Genomic DNA, 14221 nt, shown 5'->3' on the forward strand with positions numbered 1-14221 from the left:
GGCGCTGTGACGGTTTCGATGCGGGGTGATGTCCGCGGGTGACGGCTTCCGCTACATGTTGAAGTCGCAGCCGCCGAAGACGGCGCCCGTGATCAGTGTCAATGAATTAATGACGCGCGACACTAGCTCCACCGCGTTGCGCAGGAGCGAGCTCAAGCCTACGTGGCTCAATAAACAGCGTTGACTTATATAAGCGGAGACCGGTACGGTCTCCGCTGTGCACGCGTTCGACATCCTCGGCGACCAGCGTGCCCGCCGGCGAGGCATCCACCATGGAGCTGCGGCTTGGCGGATACGTACCCGACCCGACCTGACGTCCCAGGAAGAGCGATGCGCGCCATGAAGCACACCGACTCGATCGAGATCGCCCTGCCGCGGGAGCGGGTGGCCCAGCTGCTCGCCGACCCGGCACACCTGCCGAAGTGGCTGCGGGGCCTGGTGCTGCAGGAGCCGCTGAGTGGGATACACGGGCAGCTCGGTACCAAGTCGCGGATCGTGATGCAGATGGGACAGCGGAAGATCGAGTGCACCGAGACTGTCACACGCCGGGAACCCGCAGACCTGCACGGGATTCCGAAGGGGAGCGTCGTTCACTTCGACCGCGAGATCGTCGGCGAGGGCATGTGGAGCGCCGTGCGCGACCGGCTGACCGAAGCCAGTCCGGAGACGACGCTCTGGGTGAGCGAGAACGAATACTGGTTCAACGGCTTGCTGATGCGGCTGGTGGGGCTTCTGATGCCCGGCGCCTTCCGCAAGCAGGCTCAACAGCACATGCAGGACTTCAAGGCGTTCGCCGAGCAGGGAAAGGACGTCCGCGAAGGCATGGGCTGATCTGAGGCGGGCTGGTCAGCCGGCCTGGTGGAAGCAGCACGTGGCGGTCGAACCGCTCGCCACGTTGACCAGGCCGCCGTCCAGGTCGGTGGTGCCGCGTGCGATGGCGCCGCCGTAGCCGCGGGCGCACAGGAACACGCCCCAGTTGAGGACGTGCGGTAGCACGCCGTCCTCGGTGCGGAACGGCTCGGGCTCCGGCCGGATCCGCTGCTGCAGCACGAACGGCTCGCCCATCGCGGCGTCCACACTGGACTCCCAGTCCCCCGGCTCGGTGAGCCAGCCGGGGCGCACGCCGCTGCCGCCGTGCAGCAGGGTCGGCTTGAGGATCAGCTCCTCGCGCTGGGCGAGCGCGTACTCGCGCAGCTCCACCCGCTCGCCGGCCACGGTCACGTCGCCGGGGCGCACCATCCTCGTCCAAGGCAGGATCCGGTCCAGGCTGGCCAGCTCGTCCGCGCCGAACAGGCCGCGGTTCTCCTCGTCGGAGAGCATGGCCAGCGCACCCTTGCTGCCGTAGAGCTCGGAGTCCATCGGGGTGAAGATCCGCACCGCGCCGCGCTCGGCCGCCTGCAGCACCGGGTCGATCAGCTCGGGCGCCCGGGGGTCGAGCAGGTCCTCCACCATGAAGATCCGGTACAGCAGGTCCACCTTGCGACCGTCCAGATGGACCAGTCCATCCTTTATGGACAGTTGGCCGAGGTGGCAGGGCACGATGTCGACGCCGAGCGGGGCGAGCTGTTCGGCGCTGTAGCGAAGCCGCGGCTCCAGCGTGGCGAAGCTGTCCGGCCAGTCGGCCGCCACGATCAGCGGGCGTTCGTTGCTGGGCACCTTGCACTCGGTGAGCAGGGTGTGGGCCAGCTCGGCCATGGTGTCCGGGAAGGCCAGCCGGTGTCGGGCCGTGAAATCGGCGACGAACGGGTCGGCGGACACGGCCCGGTTCAGGATCGCGTTGTCCAGCCCGCCCACCGTGCTGCCCATGTTCAGCTCGAGCAGCCGGAACGCCGAGCCGTCGTGGTAGAGGTCGGCGCGCCCCAACCGGGTCGGCGCGTCGCCGCGGCCGCGCATGATGCCGGTGACCTGGGTGTCGGTCATGCCGACCGCCTTGGCGAACGCGGTGAGTTCGCCGCCGAACAGCCGGTCGGGCAGTCCGGTGAGCGCCGCGTGCAGGTTCACCAGGTCGTTCGCCAGCACCGCGTGCTCGTCGGCGGTCAGCAGGACCGGTCGGCTCAGGCACTTGTCCTGGTACATGGTGGCCGCCAGGTCGACCTGGCTCCGGGCCAACCTCAGCAGCTCGTCCGGCTGCTGACCGTCGGACTCCCGCAGGTACAGCTCGGTCAGGGCGTTGCGGGTCATGTGGGCTGCGGTCCTTCCTGCCGGTCGGCGACCGCGGCGGGCGCCGCGGGTGGGGTGGTGCTGGTTGGTGGGGTTTCCTCGGGCTCGGCCGGGTCCGGCTCGGTTCGGGCCGGCTCAGAGTCGGTCGGGCGGCGCATGCCGAGCAGCGCGAACACCATGCCGACCAGGCACGTCAGGCCGAACAGCAACCACACGTTGCGGCCGAGCAGGTGGTAGCCGGCGGTGCCGAGGGCCGGGCCGACCGCCGCGCCGAGGCTGAACATGGTCTGCATCGAGGAGATGTAGCGGCCGCGCAGACGTTCCGGGGCGACCACGCCCGCGTAGGACATCATGGTCGGCCCCCCGACGATCTCGGCGATCGTCCACAGCAGGGTGCCGATCACGAGGATGGCGACGCCCAGCGGCAGCGCGTAGAGCGCCTGGCCGATGCCGAACAGGGTGAACCCGGCGATGACGACCAGCTTGATCGGGAGGTGCTGGGTGACCTTGGTGACCAGCAGCTCGCAGGTGATCACGATGAACCCGTTGAGCGAGATCAGGATGCTGTACCAAAACGTGGCGATCCCGGCGTCCTGGATCGTGAGCGGCAACGTGCTGACGTACTGGATGTAGACCAGCGAGTTGATGAACAGGGCGGCCAGGTACAGCACGAACCGCCGGTCCGCGAGCACCGCCCGGTAGCCCTTCGGCCCGCCGTCCAGCGCGGCCTTGCCGGACTTGTCCGAGGACTTCCGCCGGGGCAGGGTGATCGCCGCGATCACGGCGTACACCAGCGCGGCGCCCGCCTCGACCCAGAACAGCAGGTCGTAGGAGAACGTGATGAGCAGCGCGGCCAGCAGCGGCGCGGCGGTGGTGCCGACGTTGATCATCAGCCGGTAGATCGCGTAGATCATCACCTGCTGGTGCTGCGGAGTCAGCTCGGACAGCAACGCGGCCGCCGCCGGCCGGTACAGCTGCGCGACGAGCCCGCACAGGAGCACCGAGACGTACACCGCGGGCAGCGCGCGCACGTACAGCACCACGATCAGCAGCAGCGCGGTGCCGATCATGGACAGCAACGTGGCGTAGCGCGGGCCGAGCCGGTCGGCCAGCGCACCCCCGAGCACGATCCCGGCGAACGAGCCTGCGCCGTAGCAGGCCAGCGCGAACCCGGCCTCGACGTCGGTGAAGCCGCGGTTGGTCAGGAACAGGACCAGGAACACCTGGAGGAACGCGCCCAGGCGGTTGACCAGGACGCCGACCAGCATCGCCCGAACCGGGACCGAGGAGTCACGCAAGGTGGCCCAGATGCCGTCGTCGCCGGGTCTTTCGCTCACCATCTACCGGTCACTTGTGACTCGTTCCCCCACTCCGCTGTCGTTGCGGTCGCGAGGCATCCTCGCAACGGAACCGCGGCGCGTCAACGGAACCACGCCACCCGTTGACAGGTTGTTGCTCGTGGCCGAATCCCAACGCGGACAAGGGATTCAGCACCTCGCGCGAGTGGACCGTTCGGACTAGTTCACGAGGGTCCGTTGGCGTGAACCCGAACCCTCAGAGGTCGCGGCGTTTGAAGGCCATCGTCGCCAGTGCGAGGGCGACGAGGACCCAGAGCGCGGTCCACGCGAGGTAGGTGGCGGCGAGCGGGGCCTCGCTGACGAACGGCGAGCCCATGGCGGCCCGCCCGAACAGCCCCAGCACCGTCGGGTCCTGGATCGCGTGCATGGCGCCCTGCCACAGGCCGTCGGTCGGCAGGAGCATCCGGGAGACGGTGCCGACCCGGGCCACGCCCTCGTTTCCGAGCGCGCTCCCCACCCCACCCACCACTCCCGCGATCCACGTGGCGCCGAACAGGCCGACCGCCACGATGCCCGACGCCATCGGCGACATGAAGGTCGACAGCAACAGGCCGAGCGTCAGCAGCACGGTCGTCTGCGCCGCCAGCAAGGCCAGCCCGGCCACCGGCTGCGGCGGCCAGTAGCCCATGGTCACCTGGACGATCACGAACTGGGCCAGGCCGGCCAGCGCGACGAAACAGCTGCCGAAGACCACGAGCCCCAGCCACTTACCCACCAGCACCGCCGAGCGGCGGACCGGACGCGCCAGGACCGCCAGCGCGGAGCCCGACTCGACCTCGCCGGCCAGGGTCGGGCCGGCGAGGAACGCCGTGCCCAGCGCGGCGATCAGGCTCAGGCCGAACATCACGAGGTTGAGCACGTTGGACGCCGCGAGCCGGGCCTCCCCGCTGGTGAGCGAGCCGAACTCCGCATCGAGCCGGGAGAAGCCCCACGCGGACAGCGCCAGCAGCACGAGCGTCATCACGACGATCGCGCGGAGCACGCGCCGGCGGGCGGCTTCGCGGAGGGTCAGCGCGGCGATGGTGCGCACGGTCCGAGTCGTCATCGGTCACCACCGGCTCGTTCGGTTCGAAGGATGTCCAGCAGACGTTCCTCGAGGCTGATCCGGCCGGGCTCGACGGCGTGCACGCGCACGCCGAGGCGGATCAGGTCGGCCACGAGATCCGGCACGGCATCGGTGTCGGTCTCGGCATCGGCGGGCAGCGTGACGGTGAACGCGTCCCCGGTGTGGGTGAGCTCGCCGGCGGCGGCCAGCCGCGCCTTCGCCGCCGCACTCACCTCGGCCAGCCGCAGCCGCAGCTCGCGGCGGCCGAGCAGCTCCGCCAGCGTGCCGGCGGCGGCGACCTTGCCCTTGTCGAGGATGACGACCCGATCGCAGACCCGCTCCACCTCGCCGATGAGGTGCGAGTTGAGCAGGACGGCGACCCCGCGTTCCTTGAGGGACAACAGGATGTCGCGGACGTCGGCCCGGCCCACCGGGTCCAGCGCGCTGGTCGGCTCGTCGAGGACGACGAGCTCCGGGCGGGCCACCAGCGCGACGGCCAGCCCGAGGCGTTGCTGCATGCCCTTCGAGAAACCGCCCACCCGGTCGCCGGCACGGTCGGCGAGACCGACGAGAGCCAGGGACTCGCGCTGCTCCGCGGGCGGCACCGGCACGCCCGCGAGCCGGGTGTGCAGGACCAGCACCTCGGTGGCACTGAGCCAGGGTTGGTAACGGAAGAGCTCAGGCAGGTAGCCGACGCTCGCGCGGGTCTGCGGGTTGCCCGCCGGCTGCCCGAGCAGCAGCATGTCGCCCGCGTCGGGCCGGACCAGACCGAGCAGCATCTTGATGACGGTGGTCTTGCCGGCCCCGTTCGGGCCGAGCAGACCCATCACCTCGCCGCGGCCGACGGTGAAGGACACGCCGTCCACCGCCGTGCGCTTCCGGTACCGCTTGCGCAGGCCCGAGCACCACACCGCCGGCGTGGGCGGCAGCTCCTCGAGCAGCTGCCGCGCGGCGTCGAGGGACGCGCTCATTTCTCCCACCCCAGACCGCGCGCCACCGACAGCGCCTCGTCGGCACTCACCAGGCCGGCCACCGCGGTGATCTTGCCGCGATCGACCCAGACCACGGCAGTCATCGTGCCGTCGTGCGAGGTGAACACCGTGGCCGGCGCGCCGGCGACGTCGGCGGTCGAGCTCTCCAGCTGGTCGACCGACAGGAACAGGGGCAGCGCCGGTCCGTCCGCGGAGATGCCGCGCAGCTGTGACACGACGTTCTCGGGCAGGCCGGGCAGGGACAGCAGGTAGTCGCGGGCGGTCTCGAACGGGATGCCGGAGGAGTACACGGTCGGCGCGGTCACCCGCGCCACGATCAGGGCCGGCACCCCGCGCGCCTCCGGCCAGACCACGGCGAGCCCGGGGCCGGCGACGAACCGGAACTGGCTGCCGTCGAGCCCCGGCGGGGGCGGTGGCAGCGGCTCGCCGAGCGTTCGCGCCGTCTTCTCGGCCGAGAACGTGAGCACCGCGCTGGCCCGGGTGCCGACGAAGTAGGTGGGTTCGCCGGTGACGCCGCGGGGCCGCTCGCTCACCTGGGGGACCTCCAGACCGCTGGCCTTCTTCGCGGCGTCCGCGTCGTCGACCGGGCGGACGTCGATCGGTTCGGTGATCTCGAGGTCGCCGATGTCGGACAGCTCGGGCAACCGGACGAGGTCCTCGTCGGGTGCGGTGACCGGGGCGATCTGCTCGGCCTGGAAGACCCGCAGCCAGTCCGCGGCGGCCGCGACCCCGGCCCCGGTCAGCAGGGCGACCGCGCCGATGATGGCGAGCACCGGGCTGCGCAGGGCGGCATGCCACCGGCGTGCGGAGGTGGGGGCGGCCACCCGCCGGTGGCCCTCCGTGGAAATCGCGTGTGACAGGCGACGCCACGCCGCGTCGGTGTCAACGGCGGCGTCCACATCGGACGGAACGGTCAGTGCCGCGTCGGCGGCCGCCGCGTCCCGCTGGGCTTCGGCCAGTCCGGACAGACACACCGTGCAGCCCGCGACGTGCTCGCGATCGGCGTCGGCGACGCCGGCGGGCTCGTCCACGAGCCGGCGCAGCGTGCCGTCAGTCGGATGACGCATGACGGTTCAACTCCTCGCGCAGGGCGGACTCGGCGCGTCGCACGGTCGTGCCGACGCTGCCTGGAGAGAGCTCGAGAGCGGCGGCGACCTCGGCGTAGCTGAGGCCGCTGTGCCGCAGGACGAGTGCCACGGCCTGCCGGCGGGGCAGCCGCGCGAGCGCCGCCCGCACGCGGCGGCGCTCGTCGAGGGTCACCACCGCGTCGGCGACGTCCGGGGCGACGGCACCACCGTCGCCGACGGCCTCCTCCCGGACGGCGCGCCGCCGGCCCGAGCGGAGATGGTTCAACGCTGTGTGTGCCGCGGCGACCGACAGCCAGCCCATCGCCTGCCCGGCTGGCACCGAGGAGTGGCCGAAGGTCAGGAAGACCTCCTGCGCCACGTCCTCGGCCTCGTGCCGTGACCCCAGCACGCGGGCGGCGACCGCGACGACGCGCGGGTAGGTGGCTCGGAAGACCTGTTCGAGGTCGGCTCGGACAGCCCCTCGTTCCCGAGGACCCGACAAGGCCACGCCGCCGTCCTTCCGCTCCGCTCGCCCGACCGCCGTGCCGCCTCCGCGGGCGGCGGCGGACAGGGCTATCGCCAGGGCGTCGACCGGTGCGCGCCCACCATGCACTATGTCCACATCTGTACAGCACCGCCGACGCCGATCGTGTGACAGATCCTGTGACAGGTCGTGTGTCTTCGCCTGTCGAGAACCCCGTCGGCCGTTCGTCCTCGTTGCGTCACGACCCACGTCACGAGAGGACGGACCCATGTCCGGAGAGATCAACTGGGTGGAGCTGCCCGCCGCCGACACCGCCAAGGCCCGCACCTTCTACGGCGGCCTGTTCGGCTGGACCACCACCGAGTTCGGCGACGACTACCACACCATCGACAATGGACCCGCCGGCGGCATCGCCCCCCGCGAGGCCAAGTTCACCCATCCGCGCGTGTACTTCGCCACCGACGACGTCGACGCGTCGGCCAAGCGCGTCCACGAGCTGGGTGGCACGGCCGACGACATCGCCGAGGTGCCCGGCGTCGGCCGGCTCGTCCACTGTCAGGACGACCAGGGCACGCCGTTCAGCATGTTCGAGCCGGCACCTCGGGGCTGACCACCGGCGGTGGCGCCGCGCCGGTCAGCTTCCGACCGGCGCGGCGCGGCCTCATTGGACGATCGGGCGGTCGGCGAGGCCACTGAGCAACCAGTGACGCGCGGGTGCGTCCACGGGGGCATGAGGTTCCTCGTCGCGCAGTTGGTTCGGTTCGCGTGGCTCGAGACTCGTTGTTGTGCCTTCGCCGTGGCCGTGTTCGGGGGGCTGGCGCTCTCGCGGGTCGTGCCGCTGCCGATTCCCCGCTACGACGCGCTGCTAATCTACTGCGTGCTCGTGACCGCGGCCTTTCGGCTCGTCGGTTGGGAGAGCAACAGGGACCTGCTGGTCATCGCCGGGTTCCATCTCGTGGGGCTGGCGTTCGAGCTCGTCAAGGTGCCGCTCGGGTCGTGGTCCTATCCCGAGGACGCGTTCACCAAGCTGCTCGGCGTGCCGCTCTACAGCGGATTTCTCTACGCGGCCGTCGGCAGCTACGTCGTCACGGCCTGGCGGTTGTTCGACCTGCGGCTCTCCGGTTATCTCCCGTGGCCCACCGCCGCGGTCGCCGGCGCCATCTACGTCAACCTCATCACCCACCACTGGCTACCCGACCTGCGGTGGCCGCTCGCCGGCCTGCTCGTCGCCGTGACCTGGGGAGCGGTCGTGCACTTCACGGTCGGCGGCTTCCGATATCGCATGCCGCTCGCCTTGTCGTTCGCGCTCATCGGGTTCTTCCTCTGGGTCGCGGAGAACATCGCGACATTCTTCGGCGCCTGGCGGTATCCGCATCAACTCGAAGGGTGGCGACTCGTGGACCCGGCGAAAGCCGGCTCGTGGGCGATGCTCATTAGCGTCACCTTCGTGCTGGTCGCCGCATTTCGGTCGCGCACAGGCCTCTTGCGGGAGCCTGTCCTCGAGTACCGGTTCGGCATTAGACGATCACCGGGAACGTGAGGGGTCGGGATATCACCATCGGTTACACGATCGGGTGATCCTCGGTCCCGATGTGCGAGAACGGACCTAACCTCTGCGGACACGACACCGCGCACCCGGCTGCCGCCGAGGACAAGACGTACCCACCTGACGTCCGACGACAAGGTCTTCAAGCTGCATCTCGGTTCCAAGAACTACAGGGTTCGAAATGAAGACGGCGATACTCGTTACCGTCTCACGAAGAAGGGCCGCCAAGTAGCCGAGACAGGCGGTTTCTCACCGGAGCACGAGGAACTCGTCCGAGCGTTCCCGGAAATTACCGGAGCGGGCCACGGAACGCGCCAGTCGCTGCCGCGGCGAACGCTTCGGATCTGAGGCTCAGCGGGCTTCGCGGAATATGCACACCCGACGCCTCATCGAGAGCGCCCGAACTAGTCGGCGCGGACATTCCCGGAGGTACGGTGGCGGCGCCGTCCAGGGGGCTTGGGAGGCGTCGTGCGACGGACACTGGGCAGCGCGCTGTTGGTCACCGCGCTCGTCGCTGCCGGACTGACCGCCGGCCAGCCCGCCACCGCCGTACGGCAGGAGCCGGTGGCGCACTTCGTGGTCCTGGCCAAGTTGGGCACACCGCTGGCCCGCACCGAGGCGTCGGTGCGGGCCGCCGGCGGGCGGGTGCTCACGAGCTGGCCGCAGATCGGCGTGGTCGTGGCCACCGCCCCGGGCGCCGGTTTCGCCGCCGCGGTTCGCCGGCTGCCCGGTGTGGTCGCCGCCGGCGCGACGCGCAACCTGGCCGAGCTCGGCACCGGTCCGGCGAGCGCGAGCTCGACGTCCACTGTAGATAGACAACCGATGCCGACCGAGCCGCTCGCCGCGAACCAGTGGAGCATGCGCCAGATCCGCGCCGACCGCGCCAACGACATCTCGGGCGGCAGCCGCAAGGTGGTGGTCGGCGTGGTCGACGGCGGGTTGGACGCGAGTCATCCCGACCTCGCACCGAACGTCGACGCGAGCAGGTCGGTCGGCTGCGGCGACGGCGTACCGGACACCTCGCCCGAGGCGTGGGGACCGCTGCACCCGGACTTCGGCCACGGCACCGCGGTGGCCGGGATCATCGCCGCGGCCCGCAATGGCATCGGTGTCGCCGGGGTGGCGCCGAACGTGCGCATCGCCTCGGTGCGGGTCGGTGACACCGACGGGTTCGTCTACCCGGAGTACCTGATCTGCGGGTACGTGTGGGCCGCCGAACACGGCATCCAGGTGACCAGCGCGTCGGTGTACGCCGATCCGTGGATGCGTTGGTGCGACGATGATCCCGACCAGGCCGCGGCGGCCGAGGCGATGCGCCGCGCGATCGACTACGCCAACCGGCGCGGCGCGGTGAACGTGGCCGCGCTCGGCAACGCCAACTGGGACCTGTCGTATCCGGTGGTGGACCCCTTCAGCCCGAACAACGGCGAGCCGATCGAACGGCTCACCGGTGACGACTGCCAAATGGTGCCCGGCGAGGTGCCGGGCGTGGTGATCGTGTCCGCGGTAGGTGCGCAGAAACGCAAGGCGCGGTACTCGAACTACGGCATCCGGGACGTCGACGTGACCGCACCAGGCGGAGATGTCGGCCAGATCCCGAACACCCCGGACGGCAACACCGGCGTACTGACCACGATCAACAACGGCGGCTGGTTCTACTTCGGCGGCACGTCGGCGGCCGCCCCGCACGTCGCCGGCGTCGTGGCACTGATCCGCAGCACCCACCCCAGGTGGTCACCAACCCGAGTGACCGCCGCGCTGACCCACCAAGCCGACCGCATCCCCTGCCCACCAGACGGCGTCTACGACCCCGACGGCACCGGCGCCTGGCTCGCCCACTGCCAAGGCGCCCGCTCGGGACGGGGCTTCTTCGGCCACGGCCTGGTCGACGCCCTGGACGCCGTCACCCGCTGACCCGACAGCGCCACAGAGCGTTGCGCCGGACACGTAGTCCGCGTAGTCGCCGCCGACGGTTGCCAGATCCTCGGACATGTTGGGCGCGACGACTCGGCGGGTAATCGCGCCGTCGCGCGGGTCGACGGTCAGTTCACTGTCGTTGTCGCGGCCACGGGAGCGGCTCCACACGTGTAGCGGTAGGCGGTGCCGGTCGTGTCGGCATGCAACCGACATACATCCGGTTGCCGTGATCTCGACAAAGAGTGCGCCTCGAGCACGAAAGTCCGCGTTCTCGGGCAACATCGCGCCGTCGGCGGTCAGCAGCGCGTCGAGCCTGCGGGAGATGCCCTGGTGGCGGCGGCGCACGATCGGGTCGGTGCGGCTAATCGGCGCGACCGTGCGGTGGGCGGCGACCATCTGACCACTGCCGACTCTGAGTGACCAGAGGTCACCCACGATGTCCGGCACCTCGACTCCGCGCAACACGCCGGGGTAGCTATGCTGCGCAAGGCTCCCTCGGGTGCACGCCCGAGACGGTACGGACGAACGGGCAGGGCAGAACGATCGTCGGACAGTATGGAAGCTCCACAAGGCAGAAGCAGGCGTTCGGAAAGGTCGACCCGTTCTGTCTGTTCGCGGTGCTGCCGACCCTGGTCATCGCCGCCCTGTTCATCTGGGGTGACATCCCCCTCCTCGGCGTCGTCCTGATCCTCCTCTCGCTCCTGGTCGTGGTGTTCGACGCCTGGTCCAACCGGCCGACCGGGACGTCCGCCCCCCGCTTTCGCAGGAACCTCTGACCTGCTCGTTGGTTCCCCGGTAAGTGCGCCCCGTCTCGTTCGAATCTACGTACATCGCGGGATGTCTCGGGTCGCCGCCGGGTGCAGGCTGGGCCCTCGTATCAGGAGGTGCGAGGAGATGGATGACAGAGCGCGCCGAGCGCTGGAGCAGGTCGCGTCCGGCCACGTCGAGTTCCACACCGGCGCCTGGGGCGGCCCGGCCGGCTACCGCTGGAGCGGCGTGGCCGGCGGAGTCCCGACCACGTGGGACGGCGAGTTCGAACGACTCGAGGCCAAGCATCTGATCGCGATCGAACAACGGCTCGGCCCCCTCGAACGCCGGGTACGCGTCACGTCGGACGGCCTCGCGGCACTCGGCACCTGAGCCTCGTCATTCGTCCTTGCCGAAGAGCCAACTCCCTGGCGATGTTCGCCGCGTCGGGGTTGCAGCACTTCGAACCCCGCGACGGCTTCCTCCAGGGTCACCCGACCGTCACCATCGGCATCGAACTGCCGGACAAGCTGCCAGCCGCCGTCGACCAGCTGTCGGTGCAGCTGCGCGTACTCCGGCGATCCTGACTCGAGCCCGCTCGTTCCGACCATGCGCCGCGCGGCCACGGCGTCCTCGAAGGCCCCGTCACGGTCCGTCGCGCCACACTTTGCTCAACACCCGTTACACTTCCGAATTTCCGAGATCGACCCTGCCTAGAATTCCCGAGTTAGGCGACGGCATCTCGAATGATCGCCATCTTCATTTTGCTCTATTCCAGCCGCCAGGATATCCGTCAAGGGCAGAATTTTTCGAGAATATCGTACTCCACCACGCGCCTGGCGCCCTTACGACGAAATTGGCGTTCCAAGGGTCGGATCGAGACCGGCCCGTTTCCGCCCTCGTGCCGGGTCAACATGCCAAGATCCGCGCGACCGCATGAAAATGCCCGCTGATCTGGTCGTCCGTCCAGAGTCAGCGGGCTAAGCCGCAGCCCATGGTGATGACCACGTGCAGCTGGATTCCCTTTGCTGCCGACGCGGTGACGATGGCCGCGATCTCCGCCGAAGAGTCACGGCGGCACACTGACCCCAAGCCCACGAGGGGTTCTTGGGTCAGGTCGATCCGGCGGCGCGATGCATTGCCTCGTGTCGAAGACAATCCTCCACGTGCCAGCCCTGGAGAGTCGGCAGCCACCTGGCGTGTGGGAACTCGGCCCGCAGGTACAGCAGCGAGTCGAGGTCAGTGAGCCTTTTCATCCGGCGGTGAGTTGATGGTTCTGTAGCACGTGGCCGGCTTGGCGAGCCGGTGCGGTGCGGGCTGCCGTTCCTGCCGGGCAACTTGTGCTTGCCCGAGTAGTAGAACGGGCGGTCCGCGGCGATGCGGTCGATCGGGATCAAGGTGCCATCGGTGATCACGTGGGCCATCACCCTGGAATGGGTCGACTGGTTCAACTACCGGCGCCTCTTCGAAGCCTGCGGCGACATCCCACCCGCCGAACTCGAACACGCTCACTACCGTCAACACGCCGCCCTCACCGAGGCCGGCCACTCAACCCCATAGGCCTCCGGACACGCCGGAGCGATTTAGCCGGCGAACGGTGGCAACCGACTGGCGCAGGCGGTCCAGACCTACCCAGGCAGGCCTCGGGCCACTTCGGCGGTCAGCCGGTGACCAGGCAGAAGGGGTGACCGGCCGGGTCCAGGAGCACCCGCCACCGGCCGCCGCCGGGCTGGTGGTCCGGCCTGACCGCGCCGAGCCCCAGCGCCAGCTTCTCCGCCGCGTCGAGGTCCTCGACCCTGAGATCCAGGTGGAACTGCTGCGGCACGTCCTGGCCGGGCCATCGCGGCGCCCGGTATCCGTCGACCCGCTGGAAACCCAGGTCACAGCCGGAACCACCGGTCAGGGCGACGAACCCGTCGGCGTTGTACCCGAGCTCCATGCCTGTCATCTCTTGGTAGAACCGGGCCAGCGCCTGCGGATCGGCACAGTCCAGGGTCACGCCTCGCAGCGTGGCGATCGGCATCGTCCACTCCTCCTCGTCCATGTCCGCGGGCCGCGCGGCGGCCGCAGGTAGCCATCCAACCGCACTGTGGTGGCCCGGCTCCGCTCATTTTCGGGCCGGACAGCGCTCGTCCCGGGCAGCGGTCGTGCGCGCCGTCGCGCCACCAACCCGAACGGTCCCGGCCCGAACCGCCGACGACGGTGAGCGGGACACGCGCGTGCCGTCACGCACCCAGGCCGGAAGTAGCGGTACACGGTGTGCCAGGGCGGGAAGACGGCCGGCAGCGCCCGCCACACACAGCTGTTGTGATCCAGGTAGCGGATCGCATCGACGATGTCGCGACGCGGGTGGAGCACCCGGCCGACCACCGCACCCACCCGGCACCGGGTGGGGCGCGATGAGCTGCCGCTCCGCGTCGGTCGGCGCATCTTGCCCCCACGGCAAGGTAGAACTCATTTGAGGTCTTGGGAGTGAGCGGGATCAGTGTGGTCAGCTCCGCTCGTACGTCAAGGCCCCACCCACTGTCAGCCCGTCACGCCGCGACGGCTATCGATCTGCCCGGTCCCCAGCGACCACACCAGTGCCCCTCACTTCACAGGCACTTAGGGGTCCTAACAGAGCTGTGGGTTGATCTTGCCAGTTGTTGATCATCTGGTGGGAGGGCAGGGTAGCCCAGCGCAGGCCGTGGGAAGTCGAGGACGAGCTGTGGGCGCTGATCGAGCCCGTGTCACCCACGGTCGAGCGCCGCTTCCGACACCCGGGCCGCAAGCGTCTGCACGACCGCAAAGCGTTGTGCGGCATCCTGTTCGTGCTGTACACGGGCATCCCGTGGGGGTTCCTGCCCCAAGAGCTGGGATACGGCTCGGGCATGACCTGCTAGCGACGCCTGCGAGACTGGACCGA

17 protein-coding genes and 2 pseudogenes are annotated in these 14221 nt (G+C 69.8%); 10 read left to right on the plus strand and 9 right to left on the minus strand.

Annotated features, from left to right (window positions below; translation table 11 throughout):
• Nucleotides 1-339 precede the first annotated feature (339 nt).
• Nucleotides 340-831 (plus strand): SRPBCC family protein, encoded by a 492-nt coding sequence (locus ACRDSK_RS24825; RefSeq protein WP_431443653.1) that lies wholly within the window; start codon nucleotides 340-342, stop codon nucleotides 829-831.
• 15 nt (nucleotides 832-846) lie between these two features.
• Here ACRDSK_RS24825 and ACRDSK_RS24830 read toward each other — a convergent pair whose 3' ends face one another.
• From ACRDSK_RS24830 to ACRDSK_RS24855, 6 genes are all read right to left on the minus strand, one after another.
• Nucleotides 847-2181, minus strand: a complete 1335-nt coding sequence (locus tag ACRDSK_RS24830) for a hypothetical protein (protein WP_431443654.1) — start codon at nucleotides 2179-2181, stop codon at nucleotides 847-849.
• Nucleotides 2178-3500, minus strand: a complete 1323-nt coding sequence (locus ACRDSK_RS24835; RefSeq protein ID WP_431443655.1) for an MFS transporter — start codon at nucleotides 3498-3500, stop codon at nucleotides 2178-2180. Before ACRDSK_RS24835 ends, ACRDSK_RS24830 begins: the two co-directional genes overlap by 4 nt.
• A gap of 214 nt (nucleotides 3501-3714) precedes the next feature.
• Complete coding sequence (locus ACRDSK_RS24840; RefSeq protein ID WP_431443656.1) at nucleotides 3715-4563, minus strand: ABC transporter permease; 849 nt, start codon at nucleotides 4561-4563, stop codon at nucleotides 3715-3717.
• A complete protein-coding gene (locus tag ACRDSK_RS24845; protein WP_431443657.1) occupies nucleotides 4560-5534 on the minus strand; it encodes an ABC transporter ATP-binding protein in 975 nt (324 codons plus the stop codon). Before ACRDSK_RS24845 ends, ACRDSK_RS24840 begins: the two co-directional genes overlap by 4 nt.
• Nucleotides 5531-6622, minus strand: coding sequence for a hypothetical protein (locus ACRDSK_RS24850; RefSeq protein ID WP_431443658.1), 1092 nt, complete (start codon nucleotides 6620-6622; stop codon nucleotides 5531-5533). Before ACRDSK_RS24850 ends, ACRDSK_RS24845 begins: the two co-directional genes overlap by 4 nt.
• Nucleotides 6606-7244 (minus strand): sigma-70 family RNA polymerase sigma factor, encoded by a 639-nt coding sequence (locus tag ACRDSK_RS24855; RefSeq protein ID WP_431443659.1) that lies wholly within the window; start codon nucleotides 7242-7244, stop codon nucleotides 6606-6608. Before ACRDSK_RS24855 ends, ACRDSK_RS24850 begins: the two co-directional genes overlap by 17 nt.
• Nucleotides 7245-7374: 130 nt before the next feature.
• On the opposite strand from ACRDSK_RS24855, the gene ACRDSK_RS24860 reads away from it, so the two are divergent.
• The 7 genes from ACRDSK_RS24860 to ACRDSK_RS24890 all read left to right on the plus strand — a co-directional run bounded on the left by ACRDSK_RS24860 (nucleotide 7375) and on the right by ACRDSK_RS24890 (nucleotide 11903).
• Nucleotides 7375-7716: a VOC family protein gene (locus tag ACRDSK_RS24860; RefSeq protein ID WP_431443660.1), complete on the plus strand. Its 342-nt coding sequence runs from the start codon at nucleotides 7375-7377 to the stop codon at nucleotides 7714-7716.
• 120 nt (nucleotides 7717-7836) lie between these two features.
• A complete protein-coding gene (locus tag ACRDSK_RS24865; RefSeq protein ID WP_431443661.1) occupies nucleotides 7837-8646 on the plus strand; it encodes a DUF817 domain-containing protein in 810 nt (269 codons plus the stop codon).
• Between the two features lie 474 nt (nucleotides 8647-9120).
• Nucleotides 9121-10566, plus strand: coding sequence for a S8 family peptidase (locus ACRDSK_RS24870; protein WP_431443662.1), 1446 nt, complete (start codon nucleotides 9121-9123; stop codon nucleotides 10564-10566).
• A 229-nt stretch (nucleotides 10567-10795) separates the two neighbouring features.
• A complete protein-coding gene (locus ACRDSK_RS24875; RefSeq protein ID WP_431443663.1) occupies nucleotides 10796-10969 on the plus strand; it encodes a hypothetical protein in 174 nt (57 codons plus the stop codon).
• Between the two features lie 217 nt (nucleotides 10970-11186).
• Nucleotides 11187-11345, plus strand: a complete 159-nt coding sequence (locus tag ACRDSK_RS24880; protein ID WP_431443664.1) for a hypothetical protein — start codon at nucleotides 11187-11189, stop codon at nucleotides 11343-11345.
• A 118-nt stretch (nucleotides 11346-11463) separates the two neighbouring features.
• On the plus strand, nucleotides 11464-11709 hold the full coding sequence (locus tag ACRDSK_RS24885) for a hypothetical protein (RefSeq protein ID WP_431443665.1): 246 nt from the start codon (nucleotides 11464-11466) through the stop codon (nucleotides 11707-11709).
• A 41-nt stretch (nucleotides 11710-11750) separates the two neighbouring features.
• Nucleotides 11751-11903, plus strand: a complete 153-nt coding sequence (locus ACRDSK_RS24890) for a hypothetical protein (RefSeq protein ID WP_431443666.1) — start codon at nucleotides 11751-11753, stop codon at nucleotides 11901-11903.
• Nucleotides 11904-12638: 735 nt separating this feature from the next.
• Here the strand turns inward: ACRDSK_RS24890 and ACRDSK_RS24895 are convergent.
• Nucleotides 12639-12737, minus strand: a pseudogene (locus ACRDSK_RS24895) (IS5/IS1182 family transposase); the annotation flags it as partial.
• Between ACRDSK_RS24895 and ACRDSK_RS24900 the strand changes: the two are divergent.
• Nucleotides 12724-12876 carry a hypothetical protein gene (locus tag ACRDSK_RS24900; RefSeq protein ID WP_431443669.1) on the plus strand — a complete coding sequence of 51 codons (153 nt, stop codon included), beginning with the start codon at nucleotides 12724-12726 and terminating at the stop codon, nucleotides 12874-12876. The pseudogene ACRDSK_RS24895 and the gene ACRDSK_RS24900 sit on opposite strands and share 14 nt — an antisense overlap.
• 100 nt (nucleotides 12877-12976) lie before the next feature.
• On the opposite strand, the gene ACRDSK_RS24905 is transcribed toward ACRDSK_RS24900, so the two are convergent.
• Complete coding sequence (locus ACRDSK_RS24905; RefSeq protein WP_431443667.1) at nucleotides 12977-13339, minus strand: VOC family protein; 363 nt, start codon at nucleotides 13337-13339, stop codon at nucleotides 12977-12979.
• Nucleotides 13312-13746, minus strand: coding sequence for a transposase (locus ACRDSK_RS24910; RefSeq protein ID WP_431443668.1), 435 nt, complete (start codon nucleotides 13744-13746; stop codon nucleotides 13312-13314). Before ACRDSK_RS24910 ends, ACRDSK_RS24905 begins: the two co-directional genes overlap by 28 nt.
• A 221-nt stretch (nucleotides 13747-13967) precedes the next feature.
• Between ACRDSK_RS24910 and ACRDSK_RS24915 the strand changes: the two are divergent.
• A pseudogene (locus ACRDSK_RS24915) lies at nucleotides 13968-14195 on the plus strand (transposase); the annotation flags it as partial.
• Nucleotides 14196-14221 lie beyond the last annotated feature (26 nt).

The organism is Actinophytocola sp. (assembly GCF_050699915.1).
Taxonomy (GTDB): domain Bacteria; phylum Actinomycetota; class Actinomycetes; order Mycobacteriales; family Pseudonocardiaceae; genus Actinophytocola.

Bases quoted from the DNA above. Each gene is read 5' to 3' on its own strand.
- ACRDSK_RS24825 (WP_431443653.1), top strand. From the start codon at position 340: ATGAAGCACACCGACTCGATCGAGATCGCCCTGCCGCGGGAGCGGGTG.
- ACRDSK_RS24830 (WP_431443654.1), bottom strand. From the start codon at position 2,181: ATGACCCGCAACGCCCTGACCGAGCTGTACCTGCGGGAGTCCGACGGT.
- ACRDSK_RS24835 (WP_431443655.1), bottom strand. From the start codon at position 3,500: ATGGTGAGCGAAAGACCCGGCGACGACGGCATCTGGGCCACCTTGCGT.
- ACRDSK_RS24840 (WP_431443656.1), bottom strand. From the start codon at position 4,563: ATGACGACTCGGACCGTGCGCACCATCGCCGCGCTGACCCTCCGCGAA.
- ACRDSK_RS24845 (WP_431443657.1), bottom strand. From the start codon at position 5,534: ATGAGCGCGTCCCTCGACGCCGCGCGGCAGCTGCTCGAGGAGCTGCCG.
- ACRDSK_RS24850 (WP_431443658.1), bottom strand. From the start codon at position 6,622: ATGCGTCATCCGACTGACGGCACGCTGCGCCGGCTCGTGGACGAGCCC.
- ACRDSK_RS24860 (WP_431443660.1), top strand. From the start codon at position 7,375: ATGTCCGGAGAGATCAACTGGGTGGAGCTGCCCGCCGCCGACACCGCC.
- ACRDSK_RS24865 (WP_431443661.1), top strand. From the start codon at position 7,837: ATGAGGTTCCTCGTCGCGCAGTTGGTTCGGTTCGCGTGGCTCGAGACT.
- ACRDSK_RS24885 (WP_431443665.1), top strand. From the start codon at position 11,464: ATGGATGACAGAGCGCGCCGAGCGCTGGAGCAGGTCGCGTCCGGCCAC.
- ACRDSK_RS24890 (WP_431443666.1), top strand. From the start codon at position 11,751: ATGTTCGCCGCGTCGGGGTTGCAGCACTTCGAACCCCGCGACGGCTTC.
- ACRDSK_RS24905 (WP_431443667.1), bottom strand. From the start codon at position 13,339: ATGCCGATCGCCACGCTGCGAGGCGTGACCCTGGACTGTGCCGATCCG.
- ACRDSK_RS24910 (WP_431443668.1), bottom strand. From the start codon at position 13,746: ATGCGCCGACCGACGCGGAGCGGCAGCTCATCGCGCCCCACCCGGTGC.